Origin of the sequence: Hydrogenophaga sp. (genome assembly GCF_051858985.1) — a bacterium.
Lineage (GTDB): Bacteria > Pseudomonadota > Gammaproteobacteria > Burkholderiales > Burkholderiaceae_C > Hydrogenophaga.
The window spans coordinates 736,092-753,456 of sequence record NZ_JBHYGM010000002.1 but is presented as its reverse complement, the minus strand read 5'-3'; the positions used below and the strand labels follow the sequence as shown (position 1 = coordinate 753,456).

16 protein-coding genes and 1 pseudogene are annotated in these 17,365 nt (G+C 67.8%); 9 read left to right on the top strand and 8 right to left on the bottom strand.

Annotation, left to right across the window (positions count from 1 at the left end):
- Positions 1 to 54: 54 nt before the first annotated feature.
- Positions 55 to 681, bottom strand: coding sequence for an FMN-binding negative transcriptional regulator (locus tag ACTIEY_RS09995; RefSeq protein WP_439518952.1), 627 nt, complete (start codon positions 679 to 681; stop codon positions 55 to 57).
- A gap of 72 nt (positions 682 to 753) precedes the next feature.
- On the opposite strand from ACTIEY_RS09995, the gene ACTIEY_RS09990 reads away from it, so the two are divergent.
- Positions 754 to 1,323, top strand: coding sequence for a hypothetical protein (locus ACTIEY_RS09990; protein ID WP_439518951.1), 570 nt, complete (start codon positions 754 to 756; stop codon positions 1,321 to 1,323).
- A gap of 82 nt (positions 1,324 to 1,405) precedes the next feature.
- Entirely contained in the window at positions 1,406 to 2,317 is a 912-nt protein-coding gene (locus ACTIEY_RS09985; RefSeq protein ID WP_439518950.1) for a RibD family protein, read from the top strand.
- Here ACTIEY_RS09985 and ACTIEY_RS09980 read toward each other — a convergent pair.
- Genes ACTIEY_RS09980 through ACTIEY_RS09965 form a run of 4 tightly spaced genes read right to left on the bottom strand, consistent with a single transcriptional unit; the run spans position 2,314 to position 5,630 of the window.
- Positions 2,314 to 3,138, bottom strand: a complete 825-nt coding sequence (locus ACTIEY_RS09980) for a class I SAM-dependent methyltransferase (protein ID WP_439518949.1) — start codon at positions 3,136 to 3,138, stop codon at positions 2,314 to 2,316. The two genes, ACTIEY_RS09985 and ACTIEY_RS09980, sit on opposite strands and share 4 nt — an antisense overlap.
- A complete protein-coding gene (locus ACTIEY_RS09975; RefSeq protein ID WP_439518948.1) occupies positions 3,135 to 4,181 on the bottom strand; it encodes a glycosyltransferase family 4 protein in 1,047 nt (348 codons plus the stop codon). The genes ACTIEY_RS09980 and ACTIEY_RS09975 overlap by 4 nt, the downstream gene beginning before the upstream one ends.
- Complete coding sequence (locus ACTIEY_RS09970) at positions 4,178 to 4,609, bottom strand: 6-pyruvoyl trahydropterin synthase family protein (RefSeq protein WP_439518947.1); 432 nt, start codon at positions 4,607 to 4,609, stop codon at positions 4,178 to 4,180. The genes ACTIEY_RS09975 and ACTIEY_RS09970 overlap by 4 nt, the downstream gene beginning before the upstream one ends.
- Positions 4,610 to 4,628: 19 nt before the next feature.
- Entirely contained in the window at positions 4,629 to 5,630 is a 1,002-nt protein-coding gene (locus tag ACTIEY_RS09965; RefSeq protein ID WP_439518946.1) for a zinc-dependent alcohol dehydrogenase, read from the bottom strand.
- A gap of 182 nt (positions 5,631 to 5,812) precedes the next feature.
- Between ACTIEY_RS09965 and ACTIEY_RS09960 the strand changes: the two genes are divergently transcribed.
- The 6 genes and pseudogenes from ACTIEY_RS09960 to ACTIEY_RS09935 all read left to right on the top strand — a co-directional run.
- Complete coding sequence (locus ACTIEY_RS09960; protein WP_439518945.1) at positions 5,813 to 6,487, top strand: CDP-alcohol phosphatidyltransferase family protein; 675 nt, start codon at positions 5,813 to 5,815, stop codon at positions 6,485 to 6,487.
- Positions 6,488 to 6,489: 2 nt separating this feature from the next.
- Positions 6,490 to 7,089, top strand: a complete 600-nt coding sequence (locus ACTIEY_RS09955) for a YceI family protein (RefSeq protein WP_439518944.1) — start codon at positions 6,490 to 6,492, stop codon at positions 7,087 to 7,089.
- Complete coding sequence (locus ACTIEY_RS09950) at positions 7,086 to 8,816, top strand: hypothetical protein (RefSeq protein WP_439518943.1); 1,731 nt, start codon at positions 7,086 to 7,088, stop codon at positions 8,814 to 8,816. The genes ACTIEY_RS09955 and ACTIEY_RS09950 overlap by 4 nt, the downstream gene beginning before the upstream one ends.
- Before the next feature lie 57 nt (positions 8,817 to 8,873).
- A complete protein-coding gene (locus ACTIEY_RS09945) occupies positions 8,874 to 10,550 on the top strand; it encodes an FAD-dependent oxidoreductase (RefSeq protein WP_439518942.1) in 1,677 nt (558 codons plus the stop codon).
- Positions 10,551 to 10,852: 302 nt separating this feature from the next.
- The gene (locus tag ACTIEY_RS09940; protein ID WP_439518941.1) at positions 10,853 to 11,935 is read left to right on the top strand and encodes a polysaccharide deacetylase family protein; all 1,083 of its coding nucleotides are present in this window, start codon (positions 10,853 to 10,855) and stop codon (positions 11,933 to 11,935) included.
- Positions 11,935 to 13,053: pseudogene (locus ACTIEY_RS09935) on the top strand (glycosyltransferase); the annotation flags it as partial. The gene ACTIEY_RS09940 and the pseudogene ACTIEY_RS09935, both read left to right, overlap by 1 nt.
- Before the next feature lie 99 nt (positions 13,054 to 13,152).
- On the opposite strand, the gene guaA reads toward ACTIEY_RS09935, so the two are convergent.
- Entirely contained in the window at positions 13,153 to 14,769 is a 1,617-nt protein-coding gene (guaA, locus tag ACTIEY_RS09930; RefSeq protein WP_439518940.1) for a glutamine-hydrolyzing GMP synthase, read from the bottom strand.
- Positions 14,770 to 14,840: 71 nt separating this feature from the next.
- The gene (gene guaB, locus ACTIEY_RS09925) at positions 14,841 to 16,310 is read right to left on the bottom strand and encodes an IMP dehydrogenase (RefSeq protein WP_439518939.1); all 1,470 of its coding nucleotides are present in this window, start codon (positions 16,308 to 16,310) and stop codon (positions 14,841 to 14,843) included.
- 171 nt (positions 16,311 to 16,481) lie between these two features.
- Here guaB and ACTIEY_RS09920 point away from each other — a divergent pair, with 171 nt between their 5' ends.
- Positions 16,482 to 17,042: a DUF4124 domain-containing protein gene (locus ACTIEY_RS09920; RefSeq protein WP_439518938.1), complete on the top strand. Its 561-nt coding sequence runs from the start codon at positions 16,482 to 16,484 to the stop codon at positions 17,040 to 17,042.
- Here ACTIEY_RS09920 and ACTIEY_RS09915 read toward each other — a convergent pair.
- Positions 17,036 to 17,365, bottom strand: a complete 330-nt coding sequence (locus ACTIEY_RS09915; RefSeq protein ID WP_439518937.1) for an RnfH family protein — start codon at positions 17,363 to 17,365, stop codon at positions 17,036 to 17,038. The genes ACTIEY_RS09920 and ACTIEY_RS09915 overlap by 7 nt on opposite strands.

The following is a 17,365-nucleotide window of genomic DNA, read 5'->3' as shown; positions in this document are numbered from 1 at the left end:
CAAGGAGCAGTTTAAGGACGCCACCGCCCGACGTCCACCCGAGGTTGTTACAGATCACACCGCCAAGCCAAGGCGCCGCATCCAGCCGGCCAGGGCCTGTTCGTCCGGGTTCCCAGCGGCATAGGCGGCGTGCATGGCCGCGTGAGACTCGGGGCGGTGCTGGTTGAGCTTCACCTTGCACTGCAGGTCGGTGACCTTGAGTTCGAAGGCCACGATGCCGCGCATCAGCTTGTGCTGGAAGTCTTGATCCAGGCCTCGCCACTGGTCGGCGTAGGCGGGATCGTGGTCGTGGATGAGGTGCTTGAGCAGTCGGTCCTTGTCGTCGAAGCTTTCCACCGGGGTGGCGTGCACGGTGCCATGCACCGCCAGGTAGTTCCAGGTGGGCACGCGCGCCAGGTCGGGATAGACGCGTGGCGTCATGTAGGCGTGCGGCCCCATGAAGGTGACCACGGCACGGGGCCGCTCGAGCAGGATTTTGGCGTGGGGATTGGGACGCGCGACATGGCCCAGCAGCACGATGTCCTGGCTGGCGGTGCCCTCCTCCACGAGGTGCAGCGGCAGGTGCGTCACGAACGGCAACCCGTCGTCGTCGGTGCTGATGAGGCTGGCGAACGGGTGGGCGCGCATCAGCTCGAGTGCGATGGCAGCGTCTTTGGCGGCGAACTGGGGCGGCAGGTACATGGCAACAGCGCGGCTTCGTGGGGAGGTCAGTGTATTCGCCAGAAATGGGCGCTGGTGCGATGATGGCGCGCCATGAACTTCCTTCAACACCCAGCTTTCCAGAGCCTCGTGCTGCCTCTGCTGCTGGCCGTGGTGGGCATCGCGCTGCTGCGGTGGGTGGGAGCGCGCTGGGCGTCACTGGGCGCTGCCCTCGGGCTGGTCATGGCCCTGGCAGTGTGGCCCGGGTTGGACTGGCCGGCAGGTTCGCGCGCGCAAGTCATCCCCTGGATCGCCATCGCCGGGCTGGTCGTGGCCGCCCTCCTGCTGGCCCTGAAGGCGCCGGGAAGCCAGACACTGGCGGGCAGGCCTGGCCTGCTTGCCACCGCACTGGTCGCTGCGCTGGCGGTAGCGCTGGCGGCGTGGGCCGGCCTCGGTGGTTCGTTGCTGCTGGCGCAGCTGGCGCTCATGGTGGGCAGCGTGGCCGGTGTGGCCTTTCTGTGGGCCTGGCGATCGGCGTCGGTCACCCTTGCTTCGCTGGTTCCCCTGGTGCTGGTGTGTCTGGCCATCGCCTACGCACAGGCTGCACAGGCGCCCGCCGCAACCGATGCGGGCGGCGGGGCAGCAGACAGCAACGACCCCTACTACACCCCGAAGTGGAAGTGAAGCGCGAGCCCGGTGCCTGTCAAGCTGAGGGCTATTCCGGTCATTGAGCTGGGGCGCAGAGCGCGATGCGATGATGCCGCCCATGCCGACGCCCGAGTTGCTCACCCCCCCGCCCGAGGTCGCCGCCGAGGTCATCGCGGACATTCCTTCGGACTGGCCCGCGCTGTGGCTGCAGATGCTGCAGGCGCGCGATGGCGGACGCCACGCCCTGCTGCGGTACACCCCCGCCACGGGCTGGGTGGTCTCTGGCGAATGCAGCGCGCGCAGCCTTGAGCTGTTCATGGCCTACAAACCGATGCTCGACGCGCGCTCACGCAAGGATCTGTCTCCCTGGGTCGTGGCGCAGCTCGGCCAGAGCCTGGACGGCTTCGTGGCCACCGCAACGGGTGACTCCTATTACGTCAACGGCGCCCACGGCCTGGTGCATCTGCACCGCCTGCGGGCGCTGTGCGACGCGGTGGTGGTGGGAGCGCGCACCGTCGCCACCGACAACCCGCAACTCACCACCCGGCGCGTACCGGGGCCCTCACCGGTGCGGGTGGTCATGGACCCGCGCGCCGATCTGGATGGCGAATCGCGCGTGTTCCGCGACGGCCAGTCAGAGAGCCTCTGGGTGTGCGACGCACGCCACGCGGCCACGGCACGACAACGTCTTCGGGACGCGCCGGACACGACCGAGGTGCTGGCGGTGGAGGGCCTGCTCGATGAGCGCAATCCCGCCGCCTGCTACCGCGCCGAGCGGGCCGTGGAAGCCTTGGGCCGGCACGGGTTGCGGCTGCTGTTCGTGGAGGGCGGTGGCATCACCGTCTCGCGATTCTTCGGCGCCCGCGCGCTCGATCGGCTCCACCTGGTGGTGGCTCCCGTGCTGATAGGCAATGGCAGGCGTGGCCTGCAGGTGCCCGCCCGAGACGTGATGATCGAGTGCCCTCGCCCGCCGGCGCGCACGCTGCGCCTGGGGGACGACCTCCTCTGGGACCTGGACCTCAAGCCCTAGCCAGGCCAGGCCAGCACGTCCACATGCCCCACGCGCAGCCGGGTCTGCGCCACCAGCTCGCCCCGGCGTGATTGCCAGCCGCGCAGCGCGTCGGTGCGTTCCGGGGCCTGTTCCACCGCCGCGTCGGCCATGCCGTCGATCAGGCTGCCCATCAGATGGCGGTCGGTGGTGTGGCGACGCCCATCCACCATCCAGTCGCTGCGCGCCTGGCGCACCTGGTAACCGGCGTGGCGCAGGGCGGGAAGCAGGGTGGCGACGGCCTTCGCTCCCAGCGCAGCACCCAGGCCCTTGTCGCGGCGCTGGTGAGCGGCAAAAAGCAGGCCGACTTCGCCGTCCCCGGGGGCTTCGGGCGTCCAGCGGTGGCGGCCATCGACGCTGAGCGACATCAGCAAGGCGACGCGATGCCGGGCGCAAGCGGCCACCAGCCGATGCAGCCACGCCTCGCCCACCAGATCCAGCAGGGCCGATGCGGTGACAAGGTGGGCGGCATGCCAGGGCAGCGTCTCCAGCGAGGCCATGAGGTCCAGTCGCTGGCGCACCACATCCACGCCCTCCCCTGGCTCGGGAATCCGGCGCAACAAGGCGTCGTCGTGGTCGACCATCAGCCACTGCTGCGGCCCCGGCAGCCGTGGCGATAGCCAGCGCTGGTTGGCGCCGGTGCCACAAGCCAGGTCGATCACCCGCCAGGGCGTGCCGGTGGCAGGTCGCAGGGCAGCGAGCCGGGCATCGAGTTGGAGGCGAGCCGCCGCCCGGGATCTCGCAGCCGCATCGAAGGGCTCGCGCAGGCCGAGCCAGTCGGCGCTGAAGGTGGCCGAGCTCATGGCACCAGCTCCAGCACCCGGGCGAATGCCGCGGCCTGGCGGGGCCAGTCGGGCAACCGGGCTGCGGCTTCGCGGGCGCCAGCAGCCAGTTGCCCGCGCAGTGCGTCATCCTCCATGATGCGCGCCAGGGCATCGCGCAAGCTGATCGCGTCGCCAGGGTTGACGTGCAGCCCAGCCTGAGTCGGCAGCGTGTGCGCGAGTGCGCCGGCCTTCGTCGCCACCACCGGCAAACCATGGGCCAGCGCCTCAGCCACCACCATGCCGTAACCTTCGTGCAGCGAGGGCAGCACGAATACATCCGCCGCCGCGTAGCGCGCCTGCACGGCAGCTTCCATCAGTTCGCCGTGCCAATGCACACGCTCACCCAGCGTCGCCGATGCGGCGAACAGCGCCGCTGCGGTGTCGGCATCTCTCGTGGTGCTGCCCACGTTGTGCAATTCCCAGGGCAGTTCCAGCAACCCTGCCAGCGCCTCCAGCAGGAAGGCATGGCCCTTGCGCGGAGTGAGGGTGGCAACGCAAAGCAGCTGGATCGGCCCGGCGCCGCGCGCCGAGCGGTCGTTGGGTGGCACGGGGTCGGTCCCCGGCTCCACCACGGCGATGCGGGCGGAAGCCACGCCCATGGTCTGGAGGTCCTGCACCGTGCCCAGCCCGGTGACCACCACCTGGCGGACCAGTTGCAGGGCATCCGTCTCGGCTCCGTGCAGCCGCGATCGGGTGGCTTCGTCCAAGCCGGTTTCCAGGTGCAGCGGGTGGTGCACCAGGGCCACCCAGCGCAGTCGCGCGGCGTGCGGACGCATTTCATCGGCCAGCACCGCGCAAGCCAGGCCATCGGCCACGACCAGGCTGCCATCGGGGAGCGAGGCGATCGCATCGGCGGCCGCCGCGCGGGCCGCAGCGTCGGGCCAGGGCCAGTCGCCTGCCAGGTGGTGCACGTCCACCCGCCAACCGGCTTCGCGCAGCGACTGCACCAGCCGGCGGTCGTAGCCGTAGCCGCCGGTGCGGACGTTCCAGTCGCCCGGGACGAGGAAGGCCAATGATTTCATGCGGCCTGCGCGGGCAGGTTCCCCTCGAAGGAGGCCCAGGCCACGTGCGATTCGTGCAGCGTCACGCGCATCTGTCGCAAGCCCGGACCATCTGCGCCGGGCAACGCCTGCGAACCCATGGCGCCCGCGGCGATGCGTGCGGCGACGCGGTCGAAGATGACGCGCGCGAGGAATTCGGTGGTGGTGTTGCGGCCGCTGAACTCCGGGAGGTCGTCCAGGTTCTGGAAGTTGAGGGTGGCCAGCTCTTCGCGCAGCACCTGCGTGGCCAGACCGATGTCGACCACGATGCCGTCGGCATCCAGCGCATCGCGGCGCATCTCCAGATCCACCACGTAGGTGGCGCCGTGCATGCGCTGCGCGGGGCCGAACACAGCGCCCCGGAAGCTGTGGGCGATCATGAAATGGTCTCTGACGTTGACGGCGTACATGGTCGGGTTTCTCTTTTCTTCAGTCGTTGTAATCGATGCGGTGGCACAAGGTGGCAGCTGCGCCCGCACCGGCCAGGCGCTGCAGCACCCCGGGCAGTTGGTGAAACGGGGCGCTGTCGGTAACGAGCTGGTCGAGCACCGGGTCGCTCAACAGCGAGAGCGCCATGGCGAGCCGGCGGCGGTGGCTCCAGTCGGCACGCCGGCTGGGCGCCACGTGACCCACTTGCGAGCTCTTGAGCGTGAGGCGCCGGGAGTGGAAGGCTTCACCCAGCGGCACGTTCACGGCGCGGTTGCCGTACCAGCTCAGTTCGACCACGGTGGCTTCAAACGCCGCCAGCCGCAACGCGGTGGCCAGGCCTGCGGCGGTCGCGCTGGTGTGCACCACCAGATCCGCGTCGCCAGCGGCAGCTTCGGGCGCACTGAACACCGCCCCCATCGACTCCACCAGGGCCGCGCGCGAGGGTTCCGTGTCGACCACCTGCACCTGGCAACCGTGTTCCCGCGCCGCCAGAAAGGCCACCAGCAGGCCGATGACGCCACCGCCCACCACGCTGACCCGGCTGCCCCGTGCGGGGCCCGCGTCCCACAGGGCGTTGAGCGCGGTTTCCATCTGCGGGGCCAGGATGGCGCGCGATGCGGGCACGCCCTCGGGCACAGGCAACACAGCATCGCCGCTCACCTGGTATCGCGTCTGGTGCGGGTAGAGACAGAACACGGTGCGGCCGAGCCATGGCGCCGATCCGGCTTCGACCACGCCCACGTTCACGTAGCCATATTTCACCGGGCCCGGGAAATCGCCCTGCTGGAAAGGCGCGCGCATGCGTTGCCATTCGCTCCGGGGCACCTCGCCGCGAAACACCAGGCCTTCAGTGCCGCGGCTCACCGCGGTGTGCAGCGTGCGCACCTGCACATGGCCATCGGCCAGGGGTGGCAGGGTCTCGGACCGGACCTCGGCCCGGCCCGGCGCCACGATCCAGCACGCCTGTGCGACAAGGGAAGGTTGATCGGAGTTGAAGGGCATGAACGAAATGGGGAATGGAGGGTCCGAACGGCAGTGCGTGCCATGATGGCCCACCGTTGAGGACGCGCTTGCATCTTATGTCGCAGCCAATAACCCCCCACCATGCACCTGCCATCCCTGGTGAGCATCGGCCCGCGCTGCGGGTCGATGCAGCGCGATCCCTGGGCGCCAGCCTCGTCCTGATGGCAGCCGCCGCCAGTGCACTGGGCGTGGCCGGCGGTCTGGGCGCGGACTTTTCCCTGAAGGCGCTGCTGCTGTTCGTCGTGCTCGCCTGGCTGGTGTGGCGCGCTCTGCTCTCCCCGGCGATGCCTGCGCACCCGCATGCGCACTTTGGCAGCGCCAACCGCGTCACGTTGCTGCGCCTGGGGGTGTGCGCCCTGCTGGCCGCGTTGATCGGCGAAACGCTGCCCACGCCTGCGTGGTGGGCCGTGGTCTGGCTGGCCACGTCCACCGCTCTGCTGGACGCGGTGGACGGCCCGCTGGCGCGGCGCAGCGGGCTGGCCAGCGCATTCGGCGCACGTTTCGACATGGAAACCGACGCCCTTTTCACGCTGGTGCTGTGCGCACTGGTGTGGCAGGCCGGCCAGGTCGGCGCCTGGGTGCTGGCCAGTGGTCTCATGCGTTATGCCTTCGTGGCGGCGGCCCGGGTCTGGCCCTGGCTGGACGCACCCTTGCCTCCCAGCCGCCGCCGCCAGACGGTCTGCGTGGTGCAGATCACCACGCTGATCGTCTGCCTGGGTCCGATCGTGCCGCCCCTGCCGGCCTCGGCTCTCGCGGCCACCAGTCTGGCGTTGCTCACCTTGTCCTTCGCCATCGACGTGCGCCATCTGCAGCGCACCCATTCACAGGAGACCTGACCATGCGAGCCTTCTTTCTGCCCGTCCTCACCCTCTGCACCGCCCTGCTGGCCACCACGCCAGCGCAGGCGCAGGCCGCGCGCTACGAGATCGACCCGGATCACCTCACCGTGGCCTTCCTCGTCGACCACATTGGCTACGCCAAGGTGCTCGGCTTGTTCCGTTCGGCACGCGGCAACTACCGGTTCGACGAAGCCACGGCCACCCTGTCCGACGTGCGCATCGAGGTGGAAACCGCCAGCGTCTTCAGCAACCAGCGCAAGCGCGACGACCACCTGAAGGGCCCGGACTTCCTCAACAGCGGCGAATTCCCCCGCATGGTGTTCACCGCTGCCAGCGCCAGGCGCACCGGCGAGCGCACCTTCGACATCACCGGCCAGCTGGAACTGCTGGGCAAAAAGCAGCCCCTCACGCTGCAGGCCACCTGGAACAAGAGCGCGGAGTCGCCACTCGGCGGGCTCGGTGGCAAGCCCTACGTGATGGGCGTGTCCGCGCGCGGCAGCTTCAAGCGCAGTGCCTTTGGCATGAACTACGCCGTGTCCAACGGCTGGGTGGGTGACGAGGTGCCCCTGATCATCGAGTTCGAGGCGATCCGCCAGTGAGCCCGGCGCTGGCGCCAGGCGCGCCGTCGTCGCCGTCTGTGGTGGGCTGGCTGCTGCGCTTCGGGCTGGCCTTTGCTCTGCTCAACACACTGCTCACTTTCGAAAACCGCTGGCCGGGCTTTGGCGTGCTCTACATGCCGCGCCTGTCGTTCGAGCTCTGCCTGGCGATGGCCGCACTCATGGCCTGGGTCGCCTGGCGCGGTCAACCAACGCGCCGGGCCGCCGGCTGGCTGACCGTCGGCTTCATGGCGCTGGTGCTCGTGCGTTATGCGAACGTCACCGCGCCGGCCGTGCTGGGCAGGCCCGTCAACCTGTATTGGGATGGGCGACACGCAGCGGATCTGCTGGCCGCCGCGGCGCAGGCCTTGCCGGCCTGGCAAGTGGTGGCCGCACTGGCCGCACTGGCGCTGGGCCTGGGCGCCACAGGATGGCTCGTCCGCGAAGCCATCGTCTCCCTGTCCCATGGCCTGGCGTGGCCACGACCGCGTCCCTGGCTGCTGGCCACCGTGAGCGCACTCACGCTGAGCTTTGCGGCCTACGTGCCTGACCAGCGCGACACACGCTGGTTTTTCTCGCTGCCCGTCACGCCCACCCTGTTCCACCAGGCCAGCCTGCTGGCGCGGGTGTGGCTGCCGGGCCAGAGCCACGCGGCGCTCAGCGAAAGCCCGGCCTTCGCGGGAGACCTTTCCGGCCTGGCCACGCCGAATGGGCAGGCGGATGTGTTGCTGGTCTTCGCCGAGTCCTACGGCGCGAGCACCTTCGATCAGGTGGCGCAGGCGCGGGCTTTGCAAGCTTCGCGCGAACTACTGGCCGATGCGATCCACGCCGGCGGGCGTGCCGTGGTATCGACGCGAGTGGTCGCGCCGACGTTTGGCGGCGCCTCCTGGCTTTCTCACGCCGCGCTGCTCTCGGGCGTGGACACCCGCGACCCGGCCGACCACGATCTGCTGCTCACCAGCCAGCGGCCGACCCTGGTGAGCCATTTCGCGCGGCACGGCTACCGCACCGTGGGCTGGATGCCGGGGCTCAAGCGCCCCTGGCCAGAAGGCGCGTTCTACGGTTTTGACCGCCTGGCAGACGACCCTGCTCTCGGTTACGAAGGCCCGGACTTTGGCTTCTGGCGCATTCCGGACCAGGCGGCCATGGCGCTGTTGCATGTCCAGGAACTGGATCGTCGCGCACCCGAACACGACAGTCGTCCCCGGTTCGCGGTGTTCCCCACCACGAGCACTCACGCGCCCTTTCAGCCGCTGGCGCCTTTCGTGGCCGACTGGGCGCGCCTCACCGGCCCGAGTGCATACAGCGCTGCCGAAGCGAGCGCCGCCCTGGCGGCACCGGTCCAGGTGGCGCAGACCAGCACCCGTTTCCTCGAGAGCCTGAACTACCAGAACATCTGGATGGCCGACTACTTGCGCCGTCTCGCGCCTCGTCCCTTCGTGATGGTGATCGTGGGTGACCACCAGGCGCCGGCACTGGCTTCCGGCGCGGGCGCTTCCTGGGACGTGCCTGTTCATGTGATCACCGATCACCCGGCATTGCTGCATCGCCTGATGGCGCAGGGCTTCGTGCCCGGCCTTAACCCGCCGGCCCGCCCGCTCGGGCCCATGACCGTGCTCACGCGCGTGTTGCTGCAGGCGTTCGACGCGCCGCCCGCCCACGATCCAGGACACGCCGAGCAACTGGCCATGCCGCCGTCTTCCCACCAGCCACCCGCTCCGGGCAGTTGAATATCATGCGAGCGAGCCGCTCGTCATCCCCCGGACCACCTGAAAGGTCGAAGCCACATGGCCGAAGAAGCACCCAGTGAGCTGCTGTCCCGCCGACACCAGATGTTTCCGCTGCTCTCTGACGCGGAAATGGACCGGATGCGGCGGTTTGGCACCCTTCAAACCCACGCGCCAGGGGCTCGGCTGATCACCGCGGGTGAGCCCGGGCCCGGTCTTTTCGTGGTGCTTGCCGGCGTGGTGGCGGTGAGCCAGCGCGATGGCATGGGGCATGTCACACCCATCGTCCAGCACAGCCGGGGACATTTCATGGGCGAGGTGGGGGCGTTGTCGGGCAAGCCCTCGCTGGTGGACGGGATCGCGCAAGGCGATGTGGAAGTGCTGTTGCTGCTGCCCAGCCAGTTGAGGGCACTCATCATCGCCGAGGCCGACCTGGGCGAGCGACTGGTGCGCGCCCTGATCCTGCGCCGCGTGGCGCTGATCGAGGCCGGCGCCAGCGGCCCGGTGCTGATTGGAGAACCGGGCAGCGCCGACCTGATGCGCCTGCAGAGTTTCCTGCGCCGCAATGGCGAGCCGTACCAGGTGATCGATGCCGGCACCGACGCCGACGCCACGGCGCTGATGGAGCAGTCCGGCGCCGCGCCCGGCGAGCCACTGGTGGTCTGCCCCGACGGCACGGTGCTGGTCAATCCCGCCGAGGACGCACTGGCGCGCTGCATCGGCATGGTGGACACGGCAGCGCACGACGAACTGTTCGACGTGGCCGTGGTGGGCGCCGGGCCGGCGGGCCTGTCCACCGCCGTGTACGCGGCGTCCGAGGGCCTGCGGGTCGTGGTGCTGGACTGCCGCGCTTACGGCGGCCAGGCCGGCGCCAGCGCGCGGATCGAGAACTACCTGGGTTTCCCGACCGGCATATCGGGACAGGCACTGGCCGGTCGTGCCTACGTGCAGGCCCAGAAGTTCGGCGCGGAGATGCTCATCCCCGCGGAGGTGCAGTCGCTGGACTGCAGCCGCAGCGGGCCCGACCGCGAACTCGCCGTCCGGCTGAGCGACGGGCGTCGCCTGCGGGCGCGCACGGTCGTGATCGCCAGCGGCGCGCGCTACCGCCGGCCCGATGTGCCGCGCCTGCAGGAGTTCGAAGGCCGGGGTATCTGGTACTGGGCGTCCGCGCTGGAGGCCACGCTGTGCGCCAGAACCGAGGTGGTGCTGGTGGGCGGCGGCAATTCCGCCGGCCAGGCCGCCGTGTTCCTGTCCCAGCATGCTGCGCGGGTGCACATGCTGGTGCGTGGGCCGAGTCTGGCGGCCAGCATGTCTCGATACCTGATCGACCGGATCGAGGCCACGTCCAACATCGAGCTCCGGCCGCACACGGCGCTCACCGCGCTGCATGGCCGGGCAGCCGACGGGCTGGCCGGCGTCAGATGGCGAAACCGCCTCGACGATACGGAGGAAGAGCGACCCGTGCGCAACGTCTTTCTCTTCGTGGGAGCCGATCCAGAAATTGGCTGGCTCGGGGGCTGCCAGATTGAACTGGACGCCCACGGTTTCGTGCGCACCGGGTCCGACGTGAACGCGCCCGACGCCGACGATCGTCCTGCATCGCTGGAATCGAGCATTGCGGGCGTGTTCGCCGTGGGGGACGTGCGCTCGGGCTCGGTCAAGCGGGTGGGCGGCGCCATTGGTGAGGGTGCTGCGGCCGTGGCCCAGATTCACCGGTATCTGGCGGCACAGGCTTGAGCTGTATTCCAGAGATAGTCATTTCAATTCAAAGAACTTTCGAGAGTATTTAAAGTGATTTGTGAGAAGTTGGCGCGAGGTTCCCACGGTTCATGGGTGGACGAGGACCTGCCTGGGCAAATGGCGATCCCGGCGATGGCCCGCGGGGGCTGATTTGCACAAAAAGTCACTGTGAAATCAAAAAACTTCGTTAAGTTCATTAAGCATTACTTCATGCCACAGCGGAGCGCTTACGATGCTTGTCCAACGTCAGTTCGTAGCACTTTTCATTCAGTTCGTACCCCGGAGCGGATCTCGCACCCATGACGGCTATCGCCTCGATCAAGGCCCTGGCTCGCGATGCCTGCGGACAGGTGCTTTCGCTCGCCAGCGTCACGTCGCCGGCCGTTCGCATGCGCCAGCGCCTGTCGATCATCACGTTCCACCGGGTGCTCACCGAATCGCAGCGCCGGCGCTATCCGCTGCCGGGTCTGGCCGTGACGCCCGAAGAGCTCGATGCCCACCTGGGCTTTGCCACCCGCCACTTCCGGTGCCAGTCGCTCTCGGCCACCCTTGACCTCTGGGCGGAGGGCCGTCACTCCGGACCGCCGCTGCTGGCCATCACCTTCGATGACGGACAGCTCGACAACTACCAGAACGCCCTTCCCGTGCTCGACAAGCATCGGGTGACGGCCAGCTTTTATGTGCCCAGTCAGATTCTGGAAGACACCGGCCCGCTCTGGCACGACGCACTGGCCACCTGCATCGGTCTCCTGAACCACACCGCGGGCAGGCAGGTGGAGGCGCTGATGGAGCCCTTGCGCCCCGCTCAGGACGACGGCAGGTTGCCGGGTCACACGGACGTGGAAGCTGCGCTGGAAGCCACCAAGGCCTGGAGCGCGGCCCAGCGAGCCGACTGGATCCAACGGGCCCAGAAGCTGTTGCCCCAGCCGGTGCGCAACGCCTGGGACGGTTTCATGAACGTGCAGCAGATGAAGGACCTGTTGGCGCGCGGTCACGAGATCGGCAGCCACTCCCACTCCCATGCGCTGCTGCCGCAATGCACGCCGCAGGAACTGGTGTCGGAGATCCAGGGATCCCGCCAGAAGCTGGAAAGCGCGCTGGGCGCACCAGTGACGACGTTCTGTTATCCCAACGGCTCCACGGATTCACGGTCGGTGGAGACGGTTCGCCAGGCCGGTTACCGCGCGGCGGTGACCACCCGCTGGGGCAGCAACGAGCGCGGGCAGGACCCTTTCCAGCTGCGACGCTTCGACATGAACGCCCGCCACGCCAAGGACCGCCACGGGCGGTTCTCGGGCGCGCGGCTGGCCTGGCGCATGAGTGGGCTGTACCCCGGTCTGGGCGCTGGCAGGCTCGACCCCTACCGCGGAGCGTCGGCGTGATGAAGATCGCCTACCTCACCAGCCAGTACCCGGCCACCAGCCACACCTTCATTCGCCGGGAGGTGGAGGCGCTTCGCCGCGCCGGCATTGACATTTCCACCTTCAGCATCCGCCCGCCGTCGGCCTCGGAGCAGACCGACCCTGAAAACGTCAGCGCCTTCGAAAGCACCCACTACATCCTGCCGCCGCGCCTGCCACGACTGCTGGGCGCCCACCTGCGCTGTGGCCTGAAGCACCCCATTCGCTACCTGCGCACCCTGCGGGACGCATTCCGGCACCGGGTTCCAGGGTTCTCATCGGGCGTTTACAGCTTCATCTATTTCGGTGAAGCCATGATCCTGGCCGATGCCTTGCGCCAACAGCAGATCGATCACCTTCACAACCATTTCGCCAACGCGTCGGCGACGGTGGGCTACCTGGCCACTCGCTACCTCGAGATCGATTTCAGCCTGACGCTGCACGGCATCAGCGAATTCGACTATCCCTCAGGGCTTCTGTTGCGGGAAAAGCTGGAGCATGCCCGGTTCGTTGCCTGCGTGTCGCACTTCGGCAGGGCGCAGGCCATGCGCATCACGGATTCCGAGGATTGGTCGAAGATGGTGATCGTGCGCTGCGGCATCGATACCGCCCGATTTTCTCCAGCACCCGTCGTCCCCCGCAATGCGCGTCTGCGCCTGCTGCACGTGGGCCGTCTTTCCGCCGAAAAGGGCCAGGCTGGCCTGATTTCGGCGTTCGCGCAGATGCGGCGCCGCGGAATCGATGCCGAACTCCGGATCGTCGGAGATGGTCCGCTTGAAACAGAGCTCAAGCAACAGGTGCACGACCTGAAATTGGGCGACCACTGCGTCTTTCTCGGGCGCCAGGGCGAAGAAGGCGTGCTTGAAGAACTCAGGAAGGCCGATGCATTTGTCGTTGCCAGCCTGATGGAGGGACTGCCGGTCGTGCTGATGGAAGCCATGGCCTGTCGGGTTCCCGTGATTGCACCCTGCATTGCGGGCATCCCGGAGCTGGTGGTCCACGATGAAACCGGCCTGTTGTTCACCCCGGGCGACTGGAACGATCTGAGCAAGCAGCTTTTCCTGATGCTGGCAGACGAAGCCCGACGGCGGCGCCTGGCCGTGGCCGGCCAGCTCTGGACCCTGAAGAAATTCAGGATCGAAACCGCGGTGCAGCCCTTGATGGCGTGCTTTGCGGCACAGACCGCGGAAACCTACCCTTCATTCCCACTCGATGGTCGCTGGCGGCTTGCTGCTCACGTCGTAGGTCACCCGGTTGATGCCACGCACCTCGTTGATGATGCGGCTGCTGACCTTCTTCAGGAGCGCGTAGGGCAGCTCGGCCCAGTCCGCGGTCATGAAGTCGCTGGTCTGCACCGCCCTTAGCGCCACCACGTAGTCGTAGGTCCGCCCGTCACCCATCACGCCCACGCTCTTGACGGGCAGGAACACGGTGAAGGCCTGGCTGGTGAGTTCGTACCAGGTCTTCCCGCTGTCGGGATCCACCGTGGAGCGCAGTTCCTCGATGAAGATGGCGTCCGCTCGGCGCAGCAGGTCGGCATATTCCTTCTTCACTTCACCCAGGATCCGCACGCCAAGGCCCGGTCCGGGGAACGGGTGGCGGTACACCATGTCGTGGGGCAGACCGAGCGCCACCCCGAGTTCGCGCACCTCGTCCTTGAAGAGATCGCGCAGGGGCTCCAGCAGCTTGAGGCCCAGCTGTTCGGGCAGCCCGCCCACGTTGTGATGGCTCTTGATGGTCACGGCCTTCTTGCTCTTGGCGCCGCCAGACTCGATCACGTCCGGGTAAATAGTGCCTTGTGCCAACCACTTGGCGCCGTTTGTTGAAGCACCACTTGAGATGAGTTTGGCGGCTTCGGCCTTGAAGACCTGCACGAATTCGCGGCCGATGATCTTGCGTTTGGCCTCTGGATCGCTCACGCCGGCCAGATGTCCAAGGAACTGGTCGGCGGCATCCACCCGGATCACCTTGGCGTGCAGCTTGCCGACGAACATGTCCATGACCATGTCGCCCTCGTTCAGGCGAAGCAGGCCGTGGTCGACGAACACGCAGGTGAGCTGGTCGCCGATGGCGCGGTGGATGAGTGCCGCAGCCACGGACGAATCGACCCCGCCGGACAGGCCCAGGATGACCTCTTCGTCGCCCACTTGCTGGCGGATCTTCTCCACAGCCTCGGCGATGTGGTCGCGCATCACCCAGTCTGCGCGCGTGCCGCAGATGCCGAGCACGAAGCGCTCCAGCAACGCCCTGCCCTGCACCGTGTGCGTGACCTCGGGATGGAACTGCACGGCGTAGAAATGGCGCGATTCGTCGGCCATGCCGGCAATGGGACAGGACTCGGTGCTGGCCATCAGCTTGAAGCCGGGGGGCAGCTCGGTGACCTTGTCGCCATGGCTCATCCACACCTTGAGCATGCCGTGGCCCTCGGGGGTGGTGAAGTCGGCAATGTCCTTGAGCAGTTCCGTGTGACCCCGGGCGCGCACCTCGGCATAGCCGAACTCGCGCGTGTGCGAGCCTTCCACCTTGCCGCCCAACTGTTGCGCCATGGTCTGCATGCCGTAGCAGATGCCCAGCACCGGGATGCCCAGCTGGTAGACCACATCGGGCGCCTTGTCGTCCACCTCGTACACGCTGGCATGGCTGCCGGAAAGGATCACGCCCTTGAGCTGCCCATCAGCGGCGAACTCCCGCACCCATTCGTCGCTGACGTCGCAGGGGTGCACTTCGCAGTACACATGCGCCTCCCGCACACGGCGGGCAATGAGCTGGGTGACCTGGGAGCCGAAATCGAGAATGAGGATTTTCTGGTGCTGCATGGTGTTTGGGGATGTGCGGCGAGAAGAATGAAAAAGGCCGTCCTTGCGGACGGCCTGCTGGGCGGCGGCGGTCACTCCGCCCGGTAGTTGGGTGCCTCTTTCGTGATCTGCACGTCGTGCACGTGGCTCTCGCGGATGCCGGCCGAGGTGATCTCGACGAATTCCGCCTTGTGGCGCATGTGTTCGATGCTCGGGCAGCCGCAGTAGCCCATGGCCGCGCGCAGGCCACCCGCCATCTGGAAAATGATGGACACCACGGAGCCCTTGTAGGGAACACGTCCTTCGATGCCTTCCGGGACGAGCTTGTCGGCGTTGGGGTTGCCCGTGCTGCTTTCCTGGAAATAGCGGTCCGCGCTGCCCTGCTGCATGGCTCCGATGGAGCCCATGCCGCGGTAGCTCTTGTAGCTGCGACCCTGGAACAGCACGATCTCGCCCGGCGCCTCTTCGGTACCAGCAAACATGCCGCCCATCATCACCGTGTTGGCGCCCGCCGCAATGGCCTTGGCGATGTCGCCGCTGTAACGGATCCCGCCGTCGGCGATCATCGGCACGCCGGTGCCCTGCAGCGCGCTGGCGACGTTGTCGATGGCCATGATCTGCGGAACACCGACGCCCGCCACGATGCGGGTGGTGCAGATGGAGCCTGGGCCGATGCCCACCTTCACCGCGTCCGCGCCCGCTTCCACCAGAGCCATGGCCGCACCACCGGTGGCAATGTTGCCGCCGATCACGTCGATCTGCGGGTAGTTCTGCTTCACCCAGCGGACGCGGTCGAGCACGCCCTTGCTGTGGCCGTGCGCGGTGTCCACCACGATGGCGTCCACGCCCGCTTTCACCAGGGCTTCGACGCGCTCTTCGGTCCCCTCGCCCACGCCCACCGCAGCACCCACACGCAAACGGCCGGCGGCATCGCGCGCGGCGTTGGGGAAGTTGAGCTGCTTGGTGATGTCTTTCACCGTGATCAGGCCCTTGAGTTCGAAAGCGTCGTTGACCAGCAGCAGGCGCTCCAGCTTGTGCTTGTTCAGCAGGGTCTTGGCTTCGGCCGGTGTGGTGCCGTCGGGCATGGTGATCAGGCGCTCGCGCGGCGTCATGATCTCGCTCACAGGCAGGTCGTATCGGGTCTCGAATCGCAGGTCGCGGCCGGTGACGATGCCGACCACCTTGCCGGCCTCCACCACGGGAAATCCGGAAATGCCCAGCTCGTCGGACAGTTTCATCACTTGCCGGATCGTGGTCTGGGGGGTGATGACCACCGGATCGCGCAGCACGCCGGATTCGTAGCGCTTGACCTTGGCCACATGCGCGGCCTGCTCTTGCGGCGTGAGGTTCTTGTGGATGATGCCGATGCCGCCTTCCTGGGCGATGGCGATTGCCAGGCGGGCCTCGGTCACGGTGTCCATGGCGGCCGAAACCAGGGGCAGATTGAGCTTGATGTTGCGGGAGAACTGGGTGGCAAGCGATGTGTCCTTGGGCAGGACCTGGGAGTACGCTGGCACCAGCAACACGTCGTCGAAGGTGAGCGCTTTGCCGAGGAGGCGCATGGGTGAAGCTCCAAAAGCGTCGATTGTAGCCGCCTGTCCTACGTGCAAACCCGCACACGGTGTTGCGCTGCGCCGACCGCTCAGCCCTGAAAAGCGACCGCTCCGACGGCTCGTCGCGCGCTGCAGCATCCGCGCACATCGCTCGGCCCCACCCCGCACTAAACTCGCGCCATGCCCCAACATTCCTCCCTCGTCCGGCGCTGCCGCGCCGCCGGCCTCACGGCCCTGCTGCTGGTGTCCAGCCCCTGGGCGCTGGCGCAATGGCAGTGGATCGACGGAACCGGGCGCAAGGTGTTCAGTGACACCGCGCCGCCTTCCAGCATCCCTGAAAAGAACATTGTGAAGAGCCCGGCCAGCGCGCGTGCGCCCGTGGCGCCCGCTCCGGTGGCAGCCGCTTCGGCGCCTGCTGCTGCCGCGTCCCAGCCGGGTGGTGCGCCTCAGTTGCCCGTGAAGGACGATGAACTCGAGGCCCGCAAGAAACAGGCGGAGGACGCCGAGCAGGCCCGCCGCAAGGCGGAGGAGCAGAAGGTTGCCAAGAGCCGGGCCGAAAGCTGCGAGCAAGCGCGCAAGGCGAAGGCGGTGATGGACTCCGGTACCCGGCTGGCCACCACCAATGCCAAAGGTGAACGCGAAATCATGGACGACAAGGCACGCGCCGCCGAAGTCCGTCGCATGGACGAGATCATCCGTGCGAACTGCGGTCCCATGCCCAAGACCGCTGCCGCTCAGTAACCCGCTTTGGATCCAGGCCGCCGGCCGGCAAACAGGCCGGTCCCGCGGGCGCCCTGCCCCACGAAGCGCTCGCGCCGGGCCACCTTCGGATCCACCCGCAGCGGCCGCACGACTTCCACGCGATCACCTTCCCGCAGCACGTCATCGCGCGCCGCCTTGCGGCCCCAGACACTGGTCGCGAGCGCTTGGGCCTCGATCTCCGGGAAGCGGGCCAGCCAGTGCGCCTGAGCCAGTGCCTGACCCAGTGTGCATCCCGGCGCCACGTCCAACTGGATTTCATGCACGGTGCGTGGTGCGCTGGCGTACATCAGGGTGATGCGCAT